Source organism: Streptomyces sp. NPDC012466 (assembly GCF_042955215.1).
Taxonomy (GTDB): Bacteria; Actinomycetota; Actinomycetes; order Streptomycetales; family Streptomycetaceae; genus Streptomyces.
Genome location: NZ_JBIBEQ010000003.1, coordinates 540,543 through 559,116, shown reverse-complemented (window position 1 = coordinate 559,116; position 18,574 = coordinate 540,543). Strand labels below are relative to the sequence as shown.

Below are 18,574 nucleotides of genomic sequence, written 5' to 3'. Positions count from 1 at the left end.
CCTGGGCCGGCTATCCGGGCGTCACCAGCCGCGCCTCGTAGGCGAACACCGCCGCCTGTGTCCGGTCCCTGAGGCCCAGCTTCACCAGGATCCGGCTGACATGGGTCTTGATCGTCGACTCGGCGACCACCAGCCGCTCCGCTATCTCCGAGTTCGACAGGCCCTGCGCGATGAGGACCAGCACCTCCGTCTCGCGGTCGGTGAGGTCCCCGTACGCCGCCTGCGCGGACGGCATCAGGCGCGGGGTCGCGGAGAGCTTGGAGAACTCGGTGATCAGCCGTCTGGTCACCGACGGGGCCAGCAGGGCCTCCCCGGAGGCCACCACGCGCACCCCGTCGGCGAGCTGGCGGGCCGAGGCGTCCTTGAGGAGGAACCCGGAGGCACCCGCGCGCAACGCCTGGTACACGTACTCGTCGAGGTCGAAGGTGGTCAGCACCAGCACCTTCGCCGCGCCGTCGGCGGCGACGATCTCGCGGGTCGCCTCGATGCCGTTCAGCTCGGGCATGCGGATGTCCATCAGCACCACGTCCGGGGCGAGCTCGCGGACCTTCGCGACGGCCTCCCGGCCGTTCACCGCCTCGCCGACGACCTCGATGTCCGGCATCGCGTTCAGCAGGACCGAGAAGCCCTCGCGCACCATCATCTGGTCGTCCGCGATCAGGACCCGGATGGTCATGCGTCGTCCTCGTCCGGCAGGGTGACCGGCAGGAACACCGCCACCTCGTAACCTCCGTCGTCCGTGCCGCCCGCCGTCATCTCGCCGTTCAGCATCGACACCCGCTCCCGCATGCCGGTGATGCCGTGCCCGGCGCCGGGCGAGGGCTTGATCAGGCTCGGGTTGGGCGGCGGGCCGTTGACGATGCGCAGGCCCAGGCCGCCGAGAACGTACCCGATCTCGACGCGGGCCGTCGCGCCCGGCGCGTGCCGCAGGGTGTTGCTGAGCGCCTCCTGCACGATGCGGTACGCCGACAGCTCCACGCCCTGCGGCAGTTCCCGCACCGCCCCGGTCACCGCCTTGTCCACCGCCAGCCCGGCCTCCCGCACGTTGGCCAGCAGCCCGTCCAGGTCGGCGAGCGTGGGCTGCGGGGCGTCCGGGGCCTCGTAGTCCTCGGCGCGGACGACGCCCAGCACGCGGCGCAGTTCGGTCAGGGCCGCCACCGCGTTCTCCCGGATCGTGGCGAAGGCCTTCTCCAGCTCCGGCGGCGGGTTGTCCACCCGGTAGGGCGCGGCCTCCGCCTGGATGGCGACCACCGACATGTGGTGGGCGACGACGTCGTGCAGCTCGCGGGCGATCGTGGTGCGCTCTTCCAGCAGCGTGCGGCGGGAGCGCTCGTGCGCGGTGACCGTCTGCTGGGCAGTGACCTCCTGCACGGCGTCCCGGCGGACGTGCCAGACGGTGACGCAGAGCAGGATCATCGCCGAGAAGACCAGCATGGGCGCGGAGTTGGTGCCGTACATGTCGTTCGGGCCGATGCCGGTGTCCGCGACGAGGGCGTACAGCGCGGTCATCGCCCACATCCACCCCGCCGTGCGCGGCCTGGTGCGCATCGCCACGACCGTCAGCACCGTGAGATGGCAGGCGAAGCTGCCGGCCTGCCACGGCCATTCGCCCCAACTGCTGCCGAGCAGGCCGGTGATCGGAGTGGCGGCCATCGACAGCCAGAACGCCCCCACCGGCCGGGTCATGGTCATCAGCACCGGGATCACGGTCAGCGGCACCATGAGCAGTGGCCAGCCGCCGGTGTCGACGCCTGCGAGCAGCAGGGTGATCAGAGCGGCCAGGATGATCAGGGCGTGCGGCGCCCAGGCCGCGTACTCCCGCGGCCGTGCCGGCAGCCGCCGGAGGAAGCGTCCGTCCGGGCTTCTTCGGGGCAGCGGCCGGTAGGCGAAGGCGTCGCGGAAGAGGTCCTCCCGCAGCCCGCGCAGGGAGTCCACGGCCACCCGGTACTCCGGGCTGCGCGGCTTGGCCCCGCCCGCCCCGCCCGCCCCGTCCCCCGGCGGCGTGGTCTGTATGTGAGTCGTCTCGGTCACGTACAGAACGGTAGGCGTACCCCGGGGTCGCGGTCGTCCCCAGTGAGAGGGGTCATAGAGCGTCCCTCTCAGGTACTACGGGGGTGACCGGGGAGGACCGGCACCGCCCTCAGTACCCCGACGGCCGCACCAGCCCCGACTCGTAGGCAAACACCGCGGCCTGCGTCCGGTCCCTGAGGCCCAGCTTCACCAGGATCCGGCCGACGTGGGTCTTCACCGTCTGCTCGGCCACGAACAGATGCCGGGAGATCTCCGCGTTCGACAGGCCCTGCGCGATCAGCGCGAGCACCTCCGTCTCCCGCTCGGTGAGGTCGCCGACGCGTTCCTTGAGCGGGATGCGGGGCCTGCCGTCCAGCCGGGAGAACTCGGCGATGAGCTTGCGCGTGATGACCGGGGCGAGCAGCGCGTCCCCGGCCGCGACCACCCGGACCGCCTCGGCGAGCTGCTCCGACGACGCGTCCTTCAGCAGGAACCCGGAGGCCCCGGCGCGCAGCGCGTCGTACACGTACTCGTCGAGGTCGAAGGTGGTGAGCACCAGCACCCTGATGTCCGGGTACGCGGCCGTGATGCGCTCGGTCGCCTCGATGCCGCCGACGCCGGGCATGCGGATGTCCATGAGGACGACGTCGGGGGTGGTCTCGGCGGTTCTCACCTGGGCCTCCGCGCCGTCCCGCGCCTCGCCGACGACCTCTATGTCGGGCTGGATGCCGAGCAGCACGGTGAAGCCCTGCCGGACCATCGCCTGGTCGTCGACGATGAGAACCCGGATGGGCTCTCCGGTGCCGCTCGTCATGAAGTCCCTCCGCGGGGGGCCGTGGGGTGGTCGGTGCCGGGGGTGCCGGCGGGCGGGGTGTCGGGGAGGAAGGCGGTGACCTTGAAACCGTCCCAGTGCCACGGGTGCGCGGTCATGGTGCCGCCGAGCATCGCGACCCGCTCCCGCATACCGAGCAGTCCGTGCCCCGCCCCCGTCGACGGGGGCGGGGGTGCGGTGGGGCGGCCGTTGACGATCTCCACTTCCAGGCCGTCCGGCTCGTAGGTGAGACGGACCATGATCCTCGCGCCGGGCGCGTGCCGCAGGGCGTTGCTCAGCGCCTCCTGCACGATCCGGTACGCCGACAGCTCCACGCCGGGCGGCATCGGGCGCCGCTCGCCGTTGATGTCGGTGACGACCTCGCGGCCGGCGGCCCGCGTGTTCTCCACCAGCGCGTCGAGCCGGTCGAGCGTGGGCTGCGGGGCGTGCGGGGTGGTGTCGCCGCCCGGACCGGCGAGCGGATCACCCGGCCCGGCGTGCTCCGAGCGCAGCACACCCAGCACCCGGCGCAGTTCGGTCAGGGCCTCCAGCGCGTTCTGCCGGATGCCCGCGAGGTTCTCCCTGAGCTCGTCGGGCGGGTTCTCGACGAGATGCGGGGCGACCTGCGCCTGGATGGAGATGACCGACATGTGGTGGGCCACCACGTCGTGCAGCTCCCGCGCGATGCGGCTGCGCTCCTCCAGCAGGGTGCGCCGGGTGCGTTCCTCGGCGGTGAGCGTGGTCTGCTCGACGAGTTGCGCGCGGGCCACGCGCCGGCCGCGCAGGGCGGTGCCGAGTATCACCACGACGGTGAACAGGGAGATCGCGAGCACGCCGGTGGTGTCGTAGCGCTCCCCGGTCCACAGTCTCTCGAAGACGTGGGTGACGAGTCCGGTCACCGCCAGGGCCACCACCGCCGCACGGGTGGGCACCCGCAGCGCCAGCAGCAGCAGCACGAACATCTGGGCGATGATTCCGGCGGCGGTCCAGGGCCAGGTGTAGGTCTCCAGGTCGAAGCCCATCCGGGTGCGCACCGTGGCAGCGCCCAGGGTGAACGCCACCAGGGACAGCCACCACGCCGGCACCGGCCGCCACATCCCCAGCACCACGGCGCCGCCCTGCCCGCCCGCGACCAGCAGGGCCAGGCCGGAACCGAGATTCCCGTTGTCCACCAGATCGCCCGCCCCGCCGACCACGATGCCGAACGCGGCCAGGCACAGCAGCCCGTGCGGCAGCCAGCGCAGCCAGGTGGAGGGCGGCAACGGGTCCGCCCGGACGGTCCACAGGTCCTCGCGCACGCCCCGCAGCCAGCCCGTGCCGCGCGCTCGCAGCGCGCGGCCCACCCCCGTGTCCGTCACGCGGCCCACCCTAGACATGACGCGCCTTCGCCGCTGCGGCCCGGTCGGACGGACGGTGCGCCCGCACCACCCGGGATCCGCGGGCCCGGTCGCCGCGCCGCTCGAAGGAACGAAAGGCGGCCCAGCAGACCGTGAGGGCGAGCGCGAACACGGGCAGCCACAGGAGCCGGGCTCCGACCCAGCCGAGCCCGTCGGGCACCGTGTGCAGGCCGGGCAGCCGGCCCGCGAGGAGGCCGGTGGCGGTCGTGGCCATCAGGGCCGTCTGGTGCCAGAGGAAGACGGTCATCGCAGAGAGGTTGACGAGCGCCACCGCCGCCCACGCCACGGGCGCGCGCAAGACGTGCCGCAGCCGCTCGCGCAGCAGCAGGGCGAGACCGCACTGGGCCAGGCCGAAGGTGACGACGGCCAGGGTCGGCGGGTCCAGGTTGGACATGCCCTCGCCCGGGACGCCGACCATCGACGCCGGGTACCCCGCCCACGCGATGAGTGCCGCGGTGGCCGCCGCCCCGGTACCGAGCAGGACCCAGCCCGCGCGGGGGCGCTCCAGCTCGCCGCGGGTCCAGGCCGCGCCCAGCGTGTACGGCACCGTCCAGCCGGCCGCCACGTTGACCCAGCCCAGCCAGGCGGGACCGCCGAGGCCGAAACGCAGCAGGTCCACGTGCAGGACGACGGCCAGCGGCCAGAGCGGGTTGAGCCGGGTGAGCAGCGGGGTCGCCGCCGTCAGCCCCGCGAACACCACGAGGAACCACAGCGGGGCCAGGGCCAGCTTCACCAGGGTGCGCACCGTGCCGAACTCGGCGCCCGACAGCAGCAGTGCGAGTGCGGTGACCGTCCACAGGGTGAGGACGGCCGCGACCGGCGTGAACAACCGGGTGAGACGGCCTGTCAGCCACTGGCGGTAGGGGACGCCACGGGCACGGGCCGAGGTGTAGCCGCGGGTGGCGACATGACCGCCGACCAGGAAGAACACGGCGAGGGTCTGGAACACCCAGGAGACGGGCGTCAGCCAGGGCATGTGCTGCAGGGGGCTCGCCGTGCGCAGCGTGCGGCCGTCGGAGACCAGGGCCGTGACCAGCCAGTGCCCGAGGACGACACCGAGGACGGCGGCGGCCCGCAGGGCGTCCACGGCCCGGTCGCGGCCGGGCGGGGTGGCCGTGGCGATGCGGCCGGCACCGCGGTGCACCGTCCGCCGGACACCTCGTAGGCCGAGGTCAGTCATGGGTCACCGCCTTGGTCTCGCCCAGGACGATCCGGGCCAGGTTGGTCAGGGAGGTCGAACCGGGGCTGAAGTACGTGCTGTGGCCGGCGTCACCGGCCGCGAAGGCCCGGGCGCCGAAGGCCGGGGAGACGGGGTCGGTGCCGAAGCCGACGGTGGTGCCGAACAGGTCCGCGCTGAGGTGCGGTACGTGCTCCACCCAGTCGTCGGTGCCCCGGGCCGCCCAGACGCGGGCGCGGGTGTGCAGATCGGCGGCGGTGTCCGCGCCGGTGCCGGGGCTGCCGACGAGCGCGATGTCGTCGACGGGGAGCCCGGCGGCGGAACGGCCGCAGACGACCGAGCCGTAGGAGTGGCAGAGCAGTGAGATGCGCGCTCCGGTACCGGCGATCGCCCGCAGGTCGGCGACGAGCGTGCGCAGTCGCGGGGCGGCCTGCTCCGCCCTTCCGGTCGTCGTGACCGTCGTGCTGACCGTGCCCGGTGTCTCGTAGCCCAGCCAGGCCACGACCGCGGTGTGGGTGCCCGCCGGGACCTGCCGGGCGAGCTGCCGGTGCAGCGCGGCGGCCGCCGCGTGGAACCGGCCGTAGGTGTCGAGGCTCGTGTCGGAGCCGGGGACCAGGACGGCGACGCGGTCGGCCCGGGCGAGGTCGCCGAGGACCTCCGTCACCCGGCCGGAGCCACGGCCGTCGAAGCGCAGGAGGTGCCGGGCCGGGGCGGCCAGACGGCGGTCCGTCGCGGCGCGGCCCCGGTCGTGGTGCGCGGCGGCCATGCGGGCCGCCTCGGCGGCATTGGCCCGGTTGGCCGCGTACGCCTCGTCGAGTGTCGACGCGCTGAGCGGTGCGAGGGAGGCGGGGGGCGGTGCGGGGGTCTCCGGCCGCACGGCCGCGGAGAGGGGGAGAACCACCGCACCCGTGATGAGGGCGGCGAGCGCGGCGCGGCGCCATCGGCCGGCGCGGCGGCCACCCCCGTCGCCACGGCGGTACTCCGATGCGGGCCCCATGGCCGTCCCCCTCCAGCGCACCCGCCCATCGGGTCCGCGTGGAAGGGAAGTTACGGAGCGGGACGCCTCGTCCGCGTCCCACCGGGGAACTCACCTGCGGCGTAGCTCTCAGGTACTACGGGTATGACCGGGCACCCCTCCTACGGGTTCGCCGAGGACGTCACCCGGGAACCGCCGGGAAGCCGCGCGGCGCGCCGCTCACCAGGCCAGTTGCGCGATCTCCTCCAGCACCACCGCGCACGCGTCCGCCGCCGGGTCGATGAGCGGGAAGTGCCCCACGTCCTCCAGCAGCGTGACCCCCACCATCTCCCCGGCCTTCGCCGCCGCTTCCGCGTACGACTCGGCGACCGCCTGCGGCACGTCGAGGTCCGCGCGGCCCTGGACGAGGGTGGTGGCGATGCCGGTGGGCAGCAGCAGCGCCGGGTCCGCGTACGGCTGCCGCTCGGCGAAGTACTCGTCCCCGCCGAGCAGTTGGCGCGCGGCACCGCCGCACACGTCCAGCTTGTCGGCGATCGCGAGATCCGCGATCGGGGCGAGGGCGACGACGCCGCGCAGCGTCACCGGACTGCCGCCGCGCCAGGGCGAGCCGGCCGGCAGGACGTGCCGGGCGGCACCCCACAGCGCGAGATGCCCGCCCGCCGAGTGACCGGTGAGGACCGTACGGCGCGGGTCGGCCTGCGGCAGCACCTCCCGGACCAGCGCCGGGAGGGCGTCCAGCGCCGCGGCGACGTCGTCGAAGGTGTCGGGCCAGCGGCCCGCGACGGAGTCGGCGCCGCCACCGCGCCGGTACTCGACGCTGGCCACGGCGAACCCGCGGCGGGCGAGGAAGCCCGCGAAGGGGCTGAGGTGACGCCGGTCGTGCGGCGCCCGCCAGGCACCGCCGTGCAGCACGACGACGACCGGGGCCGGTCCGGGGCCGCCCTCGCGGCGCGGTGCGAAGAAGTCGATCACCTGGTCGGGGTGGTCGCCGTAGGCCGCGGTGGCGTCGGGGTCGACGGGCGCGTGGGAGAAGGCCGACTTCTCCTCGGCAGCGGCCCGTGCTGCTGCGACGTCGTCCGTCATGCTCCAACCTTCCAGCGATGAACCGTACGCGGCCGACCAGTTGAGGGGTCAGCCGTTGGCCGGGACGGTACCAGGCGCGTGACGTGCGGGGACACGCGGTTGTCACGCTCGGTGAAGCCCGGACGGGGCGGCGGGGGCCGGGACGCCGCAGGGGCGTCCCGGCCGCCGCCGCCGCTCAGGCCAGCGTCCGCGCCAGCACCCGTGCCGCCCGCTCCACATCCGCGAACCCGACGTACAGCGGTGTGAAGCCGAACCGCAGCACGTCCGGCGCCCTGAAGTCACCGACCACACCCTGCTCGATCAGCCGTTTCATGACGTCACCGGCGTCGGGGCAGCGCAGGGCGATCTGGCTGCCCCGCTCCTCGTGCGGCACCGGCGTCACGCACTCGACCCGGCCCTCGGGCACATGAGCCGCCACGCACTCCAGGAAGAAGTCCGTCAGCGCGAGGGACTTGGCCCGCACGGCCTCGACCGACACCCCGTCCCAGACCTCCAGGGCCGCCTCCAGGGCGAGCATCGAGAGGATGTCGGGCGTGCCGACCCGGCCGCGCAGGGCACCGGGGGCCGGCTCGTAACCGGTCCGCATGCCGAACGGCTCGGCGTGCGAGTTCCAGCCGGGCAGCGGCGAGTCGAAGCGGTCCTGCAGCTCGCCGCGCACATACAGGTACGCCGGTGAACCGGGGCCGCCGTTCAGGTACTTGTAGGTGCAGCCGACCGCGAGATCCACGCCGTGCTCGTCCAGCCCGACCGGCAGCGCGCCCGCGCTGTGGCACAGGTCCCAGACGGCGATCGCCCCGGCCTCGTGCACGGCGGCCGTCAGTCCCGGCAGGTCGTGCAGCCGGCCGGTGCGGTAGTCGACGTGGTTGAGCAGGACGGCGGCGGTGCGGTCGCCCAGCGCGCCCGGCACGTCCGCCGGCGCCACGGGCCGCAGGGTGCAGCCGGTCATACGGGCGGCGGACTCGGCGATGTACCCGTCGGTGGGGAAGGTCGTCGCGTCGACGAGGAGCTCGTCACGGCCGCCCCCGGCCATCCGCACCGCGCCGACCAGTGCCTTGAAGACGTTGACACTCGTCGAGTCGCCCACCACGACCTGGCCGGGCGCCGCCCCGACCAGCGGGGCGATCCGGTCACCGATCCGCTCGGGCGCCGTCCACCAGCCGCTCTCCTCCCACGACCGGATGCGCAGCTCGCCCCACTGGCGGCGTACGACGTCCTCGACCCGGCCGGGCACGACGGCGGGCAGCGCGCCCAGCGAGTTGCCGTCGAGGTAGACCGTGTCGTCGAGGACGAACTCGGCGCGCTTGGCCGCCAGTTCGTCGACGGCGTCCAGCTTCTCCGCGCGCACGGTCAGCTCAGACATAGGACCGCGCCGTCCACAGCTCGGGGAAGACGTTCTTCTGCGCGCGCTTCTCCAGCCACGCCACCCCGGCGGAACCGCCGGTGCCGGTCTTGGCGCCCATGGCACGGCGGGTGGCGACCAGGTGGTCGTTGCGCCAGCGCCACACCAGCTCGGCGACATCGCTCAGCGCCTCGCCCAGCCGGGCGACCTCGTCGCTCTCGTCGCCCGAGTAGACGGCCGTCCAGGCCGCCTCCACCTGCGGCGACGGCTCGTAGCGCTTCGAGACGTCGCGCCCCAGCACGGTCTCCGGGATGTCGTACCCGCGCCGCGCGAGCAGCCGCACGACCTCGTCGTACAGGCTCGGCTCGTGCAGCGCCTTCTCCAGCTCGGCGTGCACGCGCGGGGCGCCCCGGTGCGGGACGAGCATCGACGCGGACTTGTCGCCGAGCAGGAACTCCATGCGCCGGTACATCGCCGACTGGAAGCCGGAGCCCTCACCGAGGGCGCTGCGGTAGGAGTTGAACTGGGCCGGTGTGAGCTGGGCGAGCGGCCTCCAGGAGTGGTTGAGCGCCTCCAGCTCGCGTACCGACCTCTTGAGCGCGGCGGTGGCGGTGGGGATGTCGTCACCCCTGAGCGCGCGTGCCGCCGTCTCCCACTCGTGGACGATGACGGTGAACCACAGCTCCATCACCTGGGTCGTCACCAGGAAGACCATCTCTCCGGGATCGTCGGAGAGGGTGTGCTGGAGGTGCGTGAGCACGTCCGCCTTGACGTAGTCCTCGTACGGCGTCGTGCCGTGGAAGTCGAGATGCGGGGTCTCGGGCTCGTGAGCCTCGTGGGACATCGCTGTCTCCTGCGTATTACTCCGGGTAGCGGTCCGCCCCTGCCGAATCCGACACGGGGGCCCCGGTCCCCAGGGGCATCTTCCGCAATGGTCCCCCGAAACCGCAAGGCCCGCCTTTCGTGGACGGGCCTCGCGTGCACGGACCGTGTTCTCAGCCCAGGACCTGCGCCGCCGTCGGCGAGGAGTCCTTCAGGAACTGGGAGCAGCGCTCGTACTCCTCCTGCTCGCCGATCGCCTGCGCGGCGCGGGCGAGGGCGTGCAGGGCGCGCAGGAAGCCGCGGTTCGGCTCGTGCTCCCACGGCACGGGGCCGTGGCCCTTCCAGCCGTTGCGGCGCAGCGCGTCCAGACCGCGGTGGTAGCCCGTGCGGGCGTACGCGTAGGACTCCACGGCGGCGCCCCGCTCGAACGCCTCGTCGGCGAGCTGCGCCCAGGCGAGCGAGGAGGTGGGGTGCGCACCGGCGACCTCGGCGGACGCGGCACCCGACGCGAGCATTTCCCGCGGCCCGGGGTCGTCGGGGAGATGGGTCGGGGGCGGACCCCCGAGAAGGTTCTCGTGAATGGACATGGGGTCAAGTCTGCGCCATGCCGACCGGCACAGCGCAGGGGGCGGGGGGACGGACCGGACGACTTCACGGCGAGACCCCACACCCGGTCCCACGTAAGGCCCCGCAACCGCTGCTACGACAAGGCCTTCCGCACCGGCTCCCCCTCCAGCGGCGGCGCCGTCACGCCGCCCTGCCGCAGGCACTCCGGCCGCTTGCAGTCCGGCGGCGGCCTGCGCACCACGGCGGCCGCGATCACCGCGCCCACCACCAGCGCCCCCGCACACCACCCCATCGCCTTCCCGAACGCCGTGTCGAAGGCGGCCGGCTCCCGGTACGCCTCCTCCCCCATCCCCACCAGCAGCGGCAGCGCCGCCACCGCGATCAGACCCGCCGCCCGGGCCGCCGCGTTGTTGATGCCGCTGGCCAGTCCGGCCCGCGCCACGCTCACCGAGCCCAGCACCGTCGCCGTCAGCGGCGCCACCAGCGTGACCAGGCCCAGTCCGAGCACCACCAGCGCCGGCAGCACATCGGCGAGGTAGGACGCCCCGGGCCCGACCCGCAGCATCAGCAGCATCCCGGCCGCGCACAGCAGCGGCCCCACCGTCAGCGGGATCCGCGGCCCGATCCGGTCGGCCAGCTCCCCGGAGCGCGCGGACAGCAGCAGCATCAGCACGGTCGTGGGCAGCAGCGCCGTACCGGCGGCGAGGGCCGAGTAGCCCACGACCACCTGGAGCTGGAGCGCGGCGAGGAAGAAGAACCCGCCGAGGGCCGCGTACACGCACAGCGTGACGATGTTGACGGCCGTGAACTGCCGGGACGCGAAGATGTCCGGCGGCATCATCGGATCGGGCCGGCGCCGCTCGACGAGCACGAACGCGACGGCCGCGGCCAGCCCGGCCACCGCCGAGACCGCCACCACCGCACCGCCCCCGCTCGCCTCGATGAGCGCGTACGTCACCAGCGCGAGGGCCAGCGCCCCCAGCACGGCCCCGAGCACGTCGAACCGCCCGTGCGCCCGCTGTCCCCCGCCCGACTCGGGCACGTGCCGCAGCGCGACGGGCACGCACAGCAGTGCGAGCGGCACGTTCAGCAGGAACACCCACCGCCAGCCCGGCCCGTCCACCAGCCAGCCGCCGACGAACGGCCCGACCGCCGCCCCGATCCCGCCGAAGCCGGACCACAGGCCCACGGCCCGCCCCCGGTCGTCGGGATGGAAGGACGCCTGGATCAGCGCCAGCGACCCGGGAGTGAGGAGCGCGCCGCCCACCCCTTGCAGGGCCCGCGCCGCGATCAGCACGCCCGCGTTCGGCGCGATCCCGCACAGCAGCGACGCCACCGCGAACCACACCACACCGATGACGAACACCTTCCGCCGCCCGAACCGGTCCCCGAGCGCCCCGCCCAGCAGGATCAGCCCGGCCAGCGTGACCATGTACGCGTTGACCGTCCACTGCAGCGCGGACAGGTTCGCGTCGAGGTCGCGGCCGATGCGCGGCAGGGCCACGTTGACGACGGTCGAGTCCAGCATCGCCATGCTGGAGCCGAGGACGGTGGTGAGCAGGACCCACTTGCCCTGCGGGGAGGCCAACCGGACATCGGGCATGCAGGGAGCATACGGAAGAGCCCGGCACCCGAGGAGGTGCCGGGCTCGACGCGAGCGGACCGGGACTACTTGATCTTCGTGCCGGTCGAACGCAGGTGACCGCAGGCCTCGACGACGCGCGCGGACATGGAGGCCTCGGCCAGCTTGCCCCAGGTGCGCGGGTCGTAGGTCTTCTTGTTGCCGACCTCGCCGTCGACCTTCAGGACACCGTCGTAGTTGCGGAACATGTGGTCCGCGACCGGGCGCGTGAACGCGTACTGGGTGTCGGTGTCGATGTTCATCTTGACGACGCCGTTCTCCAGCGCGGTGCGGATCTCCTCCTCGGTGGAGCCGGAGCCGCCGTGGAAGACGAAGTCGAACGGGGAGCCCTTGCCGAACTTGGCGGCGACGCCCTCGTTCAGCTCCTTCAGCAGCTCGGGACGCAGGACGACGTTGCCCGGCTTGTACACGCCGTGCACGTTGCCGAAGGACGCGGCCAGCAGGTAGCGGCCCTTCTCGCCCAGGCCGAGGGCCTCGGCGGTGCGGATCGCGTCGTCGACCGTGGTGTAGAGGGAGTCGTTGATCTCGTGGGTGACGCCGTCCTCCTCGCCACCGGTCGGGGTGATCTCCACCTCGAGGATGATCTTCGCGGCGCGGGCCTGCTCCAGCAGCTCCTGCGCGATGGAGAGGTTGTCGGCGAGGGTCTCGGCCGAGCCGTCCCACATGTGCGACTGGAACAGCGGGTTCAGACCGGCCTCGACACGCTTCTGGGACAGGGCCAGCAGCGGACGTACGTACCCGTCGAGCTTGTCCTTGGGGCAGTGGTCGGTGTGCAGCGCGATGTTCACCGGGTACTTCTCGGCGACGATGTGCGCGAACTCGGCCAGGGCGACCGCGCCGGTCACCATGTCCTTGCTGTACTGACCGCCCAGGAACTCGGCGCCACCCGTGGAGATCTGGACGATGCCGTCGCTCTCCGCCTCAGCGAAACCGCGCAGGGCCGCGTGCAGGGTCTGGGTGGAGGTCACGTTGATGGCCGGGTAGGCGAACTTTCCTGCCTTCGCCCGGTCCAGCATCTCGTTGTAGACCTCGGGAGTTGCGATGGGCATGCGTCCGCTCCTTGTATCTGCGGGTTGACGTACTGCTGTGTCTAACGGCCCTGACCTAGACCTTGGGGTGCGACGTCATCGTCGGCCCCATCTTTCCAGACTTGGCCGGAAGGTCCAGGCCACCGTCCACGCCCTGGTCAGTCGAGGCCCAGCTCGTCCTTCGAGAAGGCGAAGAGGTACGGCACCCCGGCCCCCTCCTGGATCTTCTCGGCGGCGCCGGTCGCCCGGTCGACGATGGTCGCGACGGCGACGACCTCGGCCCCGGCCTCACGGACCGCCTCGACGGCGGTGAGCGGGGAGCCGCCGGTGGTGGAGGTGTCCTCGACGACCAGCACGCGGCGGCCCGCGATGTCCGGACCCTCGACGCGCCGCTGCAGACCGTGCGCCTTGGCGGCCTTGCGCACGACGAAGGCGTCCAGGCGCTTCCCGCGCGCGGCGGCCGCGTGCAGCATGGCGGCGGCGACCGGGTCGGCGCCCATGGTGAGGCCGCCGACGGCGTCGAACTCCAGCTCGCCGGTCAGGTCCAGCAGCACCTGCCCGACGAGCGGGGCGGCCTCGCCGTCGAGGGTGATGCGGCGCAGGTCGACGTAGTAGTCGGCCTCGAGGCCCGACGACAGGGTCACCTTGCCGTGCACCACGGCCTTGTCCTTGATCTGCTGCAGCAGCGCGCCACGCGTGTCCGTCATGGCGCCCAGCTTAGAGGCGGCGCCAGCTCCAGGTGGTGGCGGCCTCCAGCGGCTCCAGGGGTGTGACCAGGCGCGGCGACGTGTTGAGGCCGTTGGGCGGGCCGGTCTGCGGCTCCACGCACACGGCCGCCTCCTGCTCGTCGTAGACGACGACCCACTCCTGGCGGCTCGCCACCTGCAGCTCCAGCTGCCCGGGCCAGGTCAGGGTGACGTCGACGCCGCCGGGCATCCCGAAGCAGTCGTCCCAGGGGCCGGGCCTCGGGTCGAGGCGGTTGCCGGTGGGCAGGTGGTCCTCGCCTCGCTCCTCCTGCCAGGCGGGGTCGAAGTGGAGGGTCACGTCCTCCCCGCCGAGGTTCCGGTTGAACCAGGGGTGCCAGCCGATCTGCGCCGGGAAGGACGACTCGTACGTCTCGACGGACATCGTCAGCGTCAGCGCGTCCTCGGTGAGGGCGACGATCTGGGTGACGCGGCCCGGGTAGGGCCAGGGGTCGACGAGTTCGTACGTGAGGACGGCCTCGTCCGTGCTCGTGCGGGCGGTGCGCCAGGCGCCGTCGCGGACGGTGCCGTGGATGGCGTGGGGCGGGGCGTTGAGGGGCATCTGGCGCACTTCGGCGCCGTCAAGGAACCGTCCGTCCCGGATCCGTCCGCACCACGGCACCATCGGGAAGCACCCGAACCGCTCACCCTGGCGGAGCAGTTCGACGCCGCCGATCCGCAGCCCTCCCACCCGGCCGCCGTTGCCCGGCTGCACGGTCACCTCCGCGTCACCCGCGGTCAGCGTGATGTCTTCGTCACTCACGGGACGACCCTACTGCGGTGATCAAGAGGGCCTCACGGGGTGCGGGGTGCTTCGGCCATGTCCGCCCCGCCCGCGGGCCCGTCCGGCTGCCGAACGGCTCAGCGACGTCTGCGCAGGGCCCGGACCGCCACGACGGCCGACGCCAGCGCCAGCGCCGCCGCCGGGGCCGCCCAGCGCAGGGGGGCCGCGGGCGTCACGGTCTGCGGCGCCGGAACGGGGGCGTACCGGCCGCGCGGCGGCGCGTGGTCCACCTCCTCGGCACTGCGCCCGATCATGGTCCGCCGCGCGTGCGCCGCCTCGGCGATGCCCTCCTCGTCGTCCTCGTCCGCGGCTCCGAGCGGGGACGGCGGGACATCGGCGCCGAAGACGGAGGGGCGCTCGGAGGCCGGGGGTTCCTCGGTGAGACCGGTATCGGCAGGGGCCTGCGCCCCTTCCCCCGCGCCGGCCCCGGCCGGGGGCCGCGGCGCCTCGTCGTCCGCGTCCGCGGCCGTCGCGGCCAGCTGCTCCGCGAAACGGTTCAGCAGCCGGGCGACCGCCCCGTCCACCGCGTCCGCGGGGAGGTCCTTGATCCGGCCGTCCGCGGAGGCGGTGCCGTCGTACACGAGGGTGCAGCCGTCCGCGGCCTCGCGCAGGGCGATCCGCAGGGCGAACCGGACCGAGCCGCTGCCGCGCGCCTCCTGCACCTCACCCTCGACGGCGTACGCGTCGTCGTCCCGCCGGAGCACCCGCATGGCACCCCGGTACGTGACGGAGTGGCTGCCGACCCGGATCTTCAGCCGTCCGGCGACGGGCTCGGCGCCGGCGTCCTGCTGGAGCCCGGGAACAGCCCGGGCGACCCGCGCCGGGTCGTCCAGCACCTCCCTGAGCCGCTCCGCCGGAACCGGAACGAACACCTCGTGCTCCATGTCGACGGACTCTACCCAGCGGAGCCCGAAACGCACCCCCGCCTGAGGGATTCGCCCCCGATCCACCCCCGCCAGGCGTATCCTCCCGGCCCCTTGGGGGCGCGGCTCCCTCAGTACCGCGGATGCACCAGCGTCGACGCCGGCAACCCCTCGATGCGCGTCGCCCGCGCCGCCCGCTCCCCCGCCGCCAGCAGCTCCTCCGTGAGGACCCTCGGCCGCGGACCGTCCGGGTCGAGCCGCGCGCGCGGGTCCGTGCGGGCGGCCAGGACGAAACCCCGGTCCCGGAGCGCCCGGGAGCGGTCGGAGCCGGTGTGGCGGCCGCCGGTGCCGTAGGGGGCGGTGTCGAAACCGGCCGCGCGCAGCGTCGCCTCGACCGTCCAGTAGACCCGGGGGCCGGCCGCGACCGGCCCGGCGTGCACCACCAGCCGCCCGCCGGGGGCCAGCACGCGCCGGGCGAGGCCGTAGAACTCCTGCGAGTACAGCTTCGTGCTCGCCGTGATCCCCGGGTCCGGCAGATCCGAGACGACCACGTCGTACGTCGCCGGGTCCGCTCCGCGCAGCCAGCCGAAGGCGTCCTCGGTCGTCACTCCCACCCGCGGGTCGCCGAACGCGTGCTGGTTGAGTGCGGACAGGCCCGGGTCGGTGCGGGCCAGCCGGACCACCTCCGCATCCGGTTCGACGACGTCGACCCGGTCCACTCCGGGGTGGCGCAGCACCTCGCGTGCCGCCAGGCCGTCGCCGCCGCCGAGGATCAGCACGCGGGCGTGCGGCCCGCTCATCGCGGGGTGGACGAGGGCCTCGTGGCAGCGCGGTTCGTCGCGTCCGCTGACCCGCAGGCGGCCGTCGAGGAACAGGTCGAGGGGCCTGCCGTGCGTGCCCCCGGTGAGGACGATCTCCTGCACCCCGCTCTGGCGCGCCACGCGGACGTCCCCGCCGTACACCGCCTGCCGCGCGGCCTGTTCGAAGTCGTCGACGAGGACGGCCGCCGAGGCGAGGATCGCGAGGACGAGGGCGTTGCCGAGCAGCAGCAGCCACCGGGCGCGCCGGGTCAGGTCCCGGCGGAACAGGCCGAGCACCAGCGCACCGCCGACGACCGCGTTGACCGCGCCGGTGAGCAGCGCGCCGGTCAACTGGCCGAAGTGGGGCAGCAGAAGGAAGGGGAAGGCGAGGCCGCCGACGAGGGCACCGACGTAGTCGGCGGCGAACAGGTCGGCGACCGCGCCGCCCGCGTCCTGGCGCCGGATGCGCTGGATCAGCTCCATCAGCAGCGGGACCTCGGCACCGATGAGCAGTCCGGTGGCCAGGGAGAAGGCGACGAGCAGGCAGCGCGGCCCGCTGGCCCACACGCCGCCCCAGTCGCCGGTCCAGGCGAACACGGCGTACAGGGCCATCGCGCTGCACCCGCCGACGAGCGCGAGGGTGGCCTCGACGGCACCGAAGCCGGCCGCGGCGAGCCGGCGCAGCCGCTTCGCGGCGAGGGAGCCGATGCCCATCGCGAAGACCATGACGGAGAGCACGACGGACGCCTGTGTGACGGAGTCGCCCATCAAGTACGAGGCGAGCGCGACGAGTTCCAGTTCGTACACGAGTCCGCAGGCCGCGCAGACGAACACTCCCGCGAGGACCAGGAACCGTCCGGTGCCGGGCCGGACGGGCAGTCGCGCCGGGCCGCCGGGGCCGCCCGGGTCGCTCCAGGGCGGCGGGCAACCGGGCGGGGCGGGCGCGTGCGGCTCGATCACTCTGCGACGTTACGTCACGCCTCGACCGCGGTTCGTCACCCACACGTGTGGTGCCGGTTTACAGACGCCGGGCATCGGTACGAGATCCGGATCACCGTATGCGGTCCGGTGGGCCGCGCAGCCCTCGGCCGCGGTCAGTTGACGAAGGCCGTCGCCGGTACGCGCACGCCCACCTTCGTACGGGTCGCCACCAACTGCCCGTCCTGCGGGTAGGCGTGCCAGGTCCGCCAGTGCACCTGCCCTTCGTGGTGCTGGGCGAGCAGGGCCGTGAAGGCGTACGGGCTGCCGGGGAAGACGCCGACGAGGCCGTGCGGGTGGTCGGAGACGAGGGCCAGCAACTCCTGGGCGCGGCCCGCGAAGGAGCCGGGTGAGAGGACCTCGACCCGGGCCGCGAACTCGTACTCCCAGTCGTCCACCCGCTTGGCGACGCCGAGCGGCAGCGGAGTGCTGCTGCCGGCGATGCACGCCACCGTCTCCGAACAGACGCCCCGCTCCTCCTCCAGCAGGACCTGGTGGGACGCACCGAGGAGCCGCAACTGCAGTTTGGTGTCCGCCAGTTCGAGGTCGAGCGTGGCCAGTGCGGGAAGCGGCTCGCGCCCCAGGGCCCAGGCGAGATCGGCCGCGCGCGTGTCGGTGTAGGAGGTGTTCAGGGTCGTGAGCATGGATCGGCTCCGCAAGCACACAAAAGGAGAGGGAGAGGGGTCCGCTGCGCCCCGGTCGCACCGGGGGATGTCGGCCCGGGTCAGCCCGGTCGGCCGGTTACAGGAAGGTGTCCGCGAGACGTCCGAGGGGCTGCGTCGGTGGCTTAGAGGGAATCATGAACGGTGGCACCGCCACAGCGTTTTTACCCAAGTTCGTAGGGTTTCCATCCCTCAGAGGGCTCCACAGCTCAACTGTTCAACTACGGCGTGCGCCGGGGCCGGGGAGGCGTGCGCCGGTGCGCCGTGGTTCGCGCCCGGCGCCGCGACGGACGGGAGCCCGGGATTTCGTCCGGCCTTCGAAGGGGCCGCGCGGCGCGCACAGTTGCCGGAGTGACGCCCTGACCGAGAGCGCGCGGCGCCAGCTGTCCTACAGGCATGGAATTGTGCCGAAATCATCCCGAGCCGCTCGACAGACATTCGAGGGCTCATCCGTCCGGGCAGCTCCGATCCGCACATGACAACGCGGGGTCCGGGTGCGGACCCCGCGCTCGGTGGATGCGGCTTCCCCGCGGTGAGACGGCCGGCGTAGGTCAGCTGCCTCCGCCGCCGCAGCCACCGCCGCCGCCTCCGCAGGACGACCCGCCCCCGCAGGACGATCCGCCGCCGCAGGAGTGCCCCCCGTGGTGCCCGCCGCCGGAGGAGCCGGAGTCTCCCCCGCCGGCCCACCAGCTGTTGTGGCTGCTGCTGCTCGAGCCGGTGGACGCCCACGCCCCGCGACGCGCCGTCCGTCCGGAAGAGCCCCTGCGGGCCTTGGAGACCAGCGCCCCGACCAGGACGACTCCGACCACCGCCAGGATGATGCCGACGATCATGGCGTCACCCTCCTTTCGTTCCCCCGAAGCGGCCCCCCGTGGGCGCCTCGCTCTTGCGT

Annotated in this window: 18 protein-coding genes; all 18 read right to left on the bottom strand. The window is 73.5% G+C overall.

Annotation, left to right across the window (positions count from 1 at the left end; genetic code table 11):
* Positions 1 to 10: 10 nt before the first annotated feature.
* The 18 genes from ACFY9E_RS14985 to ACFY9E_RS14900 all read right to left on the bottom strand — a co-directional run bounded on the left by ACFY9E_RS14985 (position 11) and on the right by ACFY9E_RS14900 (position 18,515).
* A complete protein-coding gene (locus ACFY9E_RS14985; RefSeq protein WP_390983264.1) occupies positions 11 to 676 on the bottom strand; it encodes a response regulator in 666 nt (221 codons plus the stop codon).
* Complete coding sequence (locus ACFY9E_RS14980; protein ID WP_390983261.1) at positions 673 to 2,031, bottom strand: histidine kinase; 1,359 nt, start codon at positions 2,029 to 2,031, stop codon at positions 673 to 675. Before ACFY9E_RS14980 ends, ACFY9E_RS14985 begins: the two co-directional genes overlap by 4 nt.
* 109 nt (positions 2,032 to 2,140) lie before the next feature.
* Positions 2,141 to 2,824: a response regulator gene (locus tag ACFY9E_RS14975; protein WP_390983258.1), complete on the bottom strand. Its 684-nt coding sequence runs from the start codon at positions 2,822 to 2,824 to the stop codon at positions 2,141 to 2,143.
* Entirely contained in the window at positions 2,821 to 4,197 is a 1,377-nt protein-coding gene (locus tag ACFY9E_RS14970) for a histidine kinase (protein WP_390983255.1), read from the bottom strand. The genes ACFY9E_RS14975 and ACFY9E_RS14970 overlap by 4 nt, the downstream gene beginning before the upstream one ends.
* Positions 4,190 to 5,398: an acyltransferase family protein gene (locus ACFY9E_RS14965; protein ID WP_390983253.1), complete on the bottom strand. Its 1,209-nt coding sequence runs from the start codon at positions 5,396 to 5,398 to the stop codon at positions 4,190 to 4,192. Before ACFY9E_RS14965 ends, ACFY9E_RS14970 begins: the two co-directional genes overlap by 8 nt.
* The gene (locus ACFY9E_RS14960; protein ID WP_390983250.1) at positions 5,391 to 6,392 is read right to left on the bottom strand and encodes an alpha/beta hydrolase; all 1,002 of its coding nucleotides are present in this window, start codon (positions 6,390 to 6,392) and stop codon (positions 5,391 to 5,393) included. Before ACFY9E_RS14960 ends, ACFY9E_RS14965 begins: the two co-directional genes overlap by 8 nt.
* A 198-nt stretch (positions 6,393 to 6,590) precedes the next feature.
* Complete coding sequence (locus tag ACFY9E_RS14955; protein ID WP_390983248.1) at positions 6,591 to 7,454, bottom strand: alpha/beta hydrolase fold domain-containing protein; 864 nt, start codon at positions 7,452 to 7,454, stop codon at positions 6,591 to 6,593.
* Positions 7,455 to 7,629: 175 nt separating this feature from the next.
* Positions 7,630 to 8,814, bottom strand: a complete 1,185-nt coding sequence (kynU, locus tag ACFY9E_RS14950) for a kynureninase (protein WP_390983245.1) — start codon at positions 8,812 to 8,814, stop codon at positions 7,630 to 7,632.
* Complete coding sequence (locus ACFY9E_RS14945; RefSeq protein ID WP_390983244.1) at positions 8,807 to 9,637, bottom strand: tryptophan 2,3-dioxygenase family protein; 831 nt, start codon at positions 9,635 to 9,637, stop codon at positions 8,807 to 8,809. Before ACFY9E_RS14945 ends, kynU begins: the two co-directional genes overlap by 8 nt.
* Before the next feature lie 151 nt (positions 9,638 to 9,788).
* Positions 9,789 to 10,202, bottom strand: a complete 414-nt coding sequence (locus ACFY9E_RS14940) for a DUF3151 domain-containing protein (RefSeq protein ID WP_283968124.1) — start codon at positions 10,200 to 10,202, stop codon at positions 9,789 to 9,791.
* Positions 10,203 to 10,315: 113 nt separating this feature from the next.
* The gene (locus ACFY9E_RS14935) at positions 10,316 to 11,785 is read right to left on the bottom strand and encodes a DHA2 family efflux MFS transporter permease subunit (RefSeq protein ID WP_390983242.1); all 1,470 of its coding nucleotides are present in this window, start codon (positions 11,783 to 11,785) and stop codon (positions 10,316 to 10,318) included.
* A 65-nt stretch (positions 11,786 to 11,850) separates the two neighbouring features.
* The gene (fbaA, locus tag ACFY9E_RS14930) at positions 11,851 to 12,873 is read right to left on the bottom strand and encodes a class II fructose-bisphosphate aldolase (protein WP_390983240.1); all 1,023 of its coding nucleotides are present in this window, start codon (positions 12,871 to 12,873) and stop codon (positions 11,851 to 11,853) included.
* 137 nt (positions 12,874 to 13,010) lie between these two features.
* Positions 13,011 to 13,559 (bottom strand): orotate phosphoribosyltransferase, encoded by a 549-nt coding sequence (gene pyrE / locus ACFY9E_RS14925; protein ID WP_031142415.1) that lies wholly within the window; start codon positions 13,557 to 13,559, stop codon positions 13,011 to 13,013.
* 10 nt (positions 13,560 to 13,569) lie between these two features.
* On the bottom strand, positions 13,570 to 14,358 hold the full coding sequence (locus tag ACFY9E_RS14920) for an aldose 1-epimerase (protein ID WP_390983238.1): 789 nt from the start codon (positions 14,356 to 14,358) through the stop codon (positions 13,570 to 13,572).
* 98 nt (positions 14,359 to 14,456) lie between these two features.
* The gene (locus ACFY9E_RS14915; RefSeq protein ID WP_390983235.1) at positions 14,457 to 15,263 is read right to left on the bottom strand and encodes an SRPBCC domain-containing protein; all 807 of its coding nucleotides are present in this window, start codon (positions 15,261 to 15,263) and stop codon (positions 14,457 to 14,459) included.
* Positions 15,264 to 15,373: 110 nt separating this feature from the next.
* A complete protein-coding gene (locus ACFY9E_RS14910) occupies positions 15,374 to 17,002 on the bottom strand; it encodes a polyamine aminopropyltransferase (RefSeq protein WP_390983232.1) in 1,629 nt (542 codons plus the stop codon).
* 134 nt (positions 17,003 to 17,136) lie between these two features.
* Positions 17,137 to 17,664, bottom strand: coding sequence for a DUF2617 family protein (locus ACFY9E_RS14905; protein ID WP_390983229.1), 528 nt, complete (start codon positions 17,662 to 17,664; stop codon positions 17,137 to 17,139).
* Between the two features lie 569 nt (positions 17,665 to 18,233).
* The gene (locus tag ACFY9E_RS14900; RefSeq protein WP_390983226.1) at positions 18,234 to 18,515 is read right to left on the bottom strand and encodes a hypothetical protein; all 282 of its coding nucleotides are present in this window, start codon (positions 18,513 to 18,515) and stop codon (positions 18,234 to 18,236) included.
* Between the last annotated feature and the right edge of the window lie 59 nt (positions 18,516 to 18,574).

Excerpts from the sequence above, each read along its gene's own strand:
- ACFY9E_RS14955 (WP_390983248.1), bottom strand. The coding sequence starts at position 7,454 with ATGACGGACGACGTCGCAGCAGCACGGGCCGCTGCCGAGGAGAAGTCG.
- ACFY9E_RS14945 (WP_390983244.1), bottom strand. The coding sequence starts at position 9,637 with ATGTCCCACGAGGCTCACGAGCCCGAGACCCCGCATCTCGACTTCCAC.
- kynU (WP_390983245.1), bottom strand. The coding sequence starts at position 8,814 with ATGTCTGAGCTGACCGTGCGCGCGGAGAAGCTGGACGCCGTCGACGAA.
- ACFY9E_RS14965 (WP_390983253.1), bottom strand. The coding sequence starts at position 5,398 with ATGACTGACCTCGGCCTACGAGGTGTCCGGCGGACGGTGCACCGCGGT.
- ACFY9E_RS14960 (WP_390983250.1), bottom strand. The coding sequence starts at position 6,392 with ATGGGGCCCGCATCGGAGTACCGCCGTGGCGACGGGGGTGGCCGCCGC.
- pyrE (WP_031142415.1), bottom strand. The coding sequence starts at position 13,559 with ATGACGGACACGCGTGGCGCGCTGCTGCAGCAGATCAAGGACAAGGCC.
- ACFY9E_RS14905 (WP_390983229.1), bottom strand. The coding sequence starts at position 17,664 with ATGCTCACGACCCTGAACACCTCCTACACCGACACGCGCGCGGCCGAT.
- ACFY9E_RS14970 (WP_390983255.1), bottom strand. The coding sequence starts at position 4,197 with ATGTCTAGGGTGGGCCGCGTGACGGACACGGGGGTGGGCCGCGCGCTG.
- ACFY9E_RS14985 (WP_390983264.1), bottom strand. The coding sequence starts at position 676 with ATGACCATCCGGGTCCTGATCGCGGACGACCAGATGATGGTGCGCGAG.
- ACFY9E_RS14915 (WP_390983235.1), bottom strand. The coding sequence starts at position 15,263 with ATGGAGCACGAGGTGTTCGTTCCGGTTCCGGCGGAGCGGCTCAGGGAG.
- ACFY9E_RS14975 (WP_390983258.1), bottom strand. The coding sequence starts at position 2,824 with ATGACGAGCGGCACCGGAGAGCCCATCCGGGTTCTCATCGTCGACGAC.
- fbaA (WP_390983240.1), bottom strand. The coding sequence starts at position 12,873 with ATGCCCATCGCAACTCCCGAGGTCTACAACGAGATGCTGGACCGGGCG.
- ACFY9E_RS14900 (WP_390983226.1), bottom strand. The coding sequence starts at position 18,515 with ATGATCGTCGGCATCATCCTGGCGGTGGTCGGAGTCGTCCTGGTCGGG.
- ACFY9E_RS14940 (WP_283968124.1), bottom strand. The coding sequence starts at position 10,202 with ATGTCCATTCACGAGAACCTTCTCGGGGGTCCGCCCCCGACCCATCTC.
- ACFY9E_RS14935 (WP_390983242.1), bottom strand. The coding sequence starts at position 11,785 with ATGCCCGATGTCCGGTTGGCCTCCCCGCAGGGCAAGTGGGTCCTGCTC.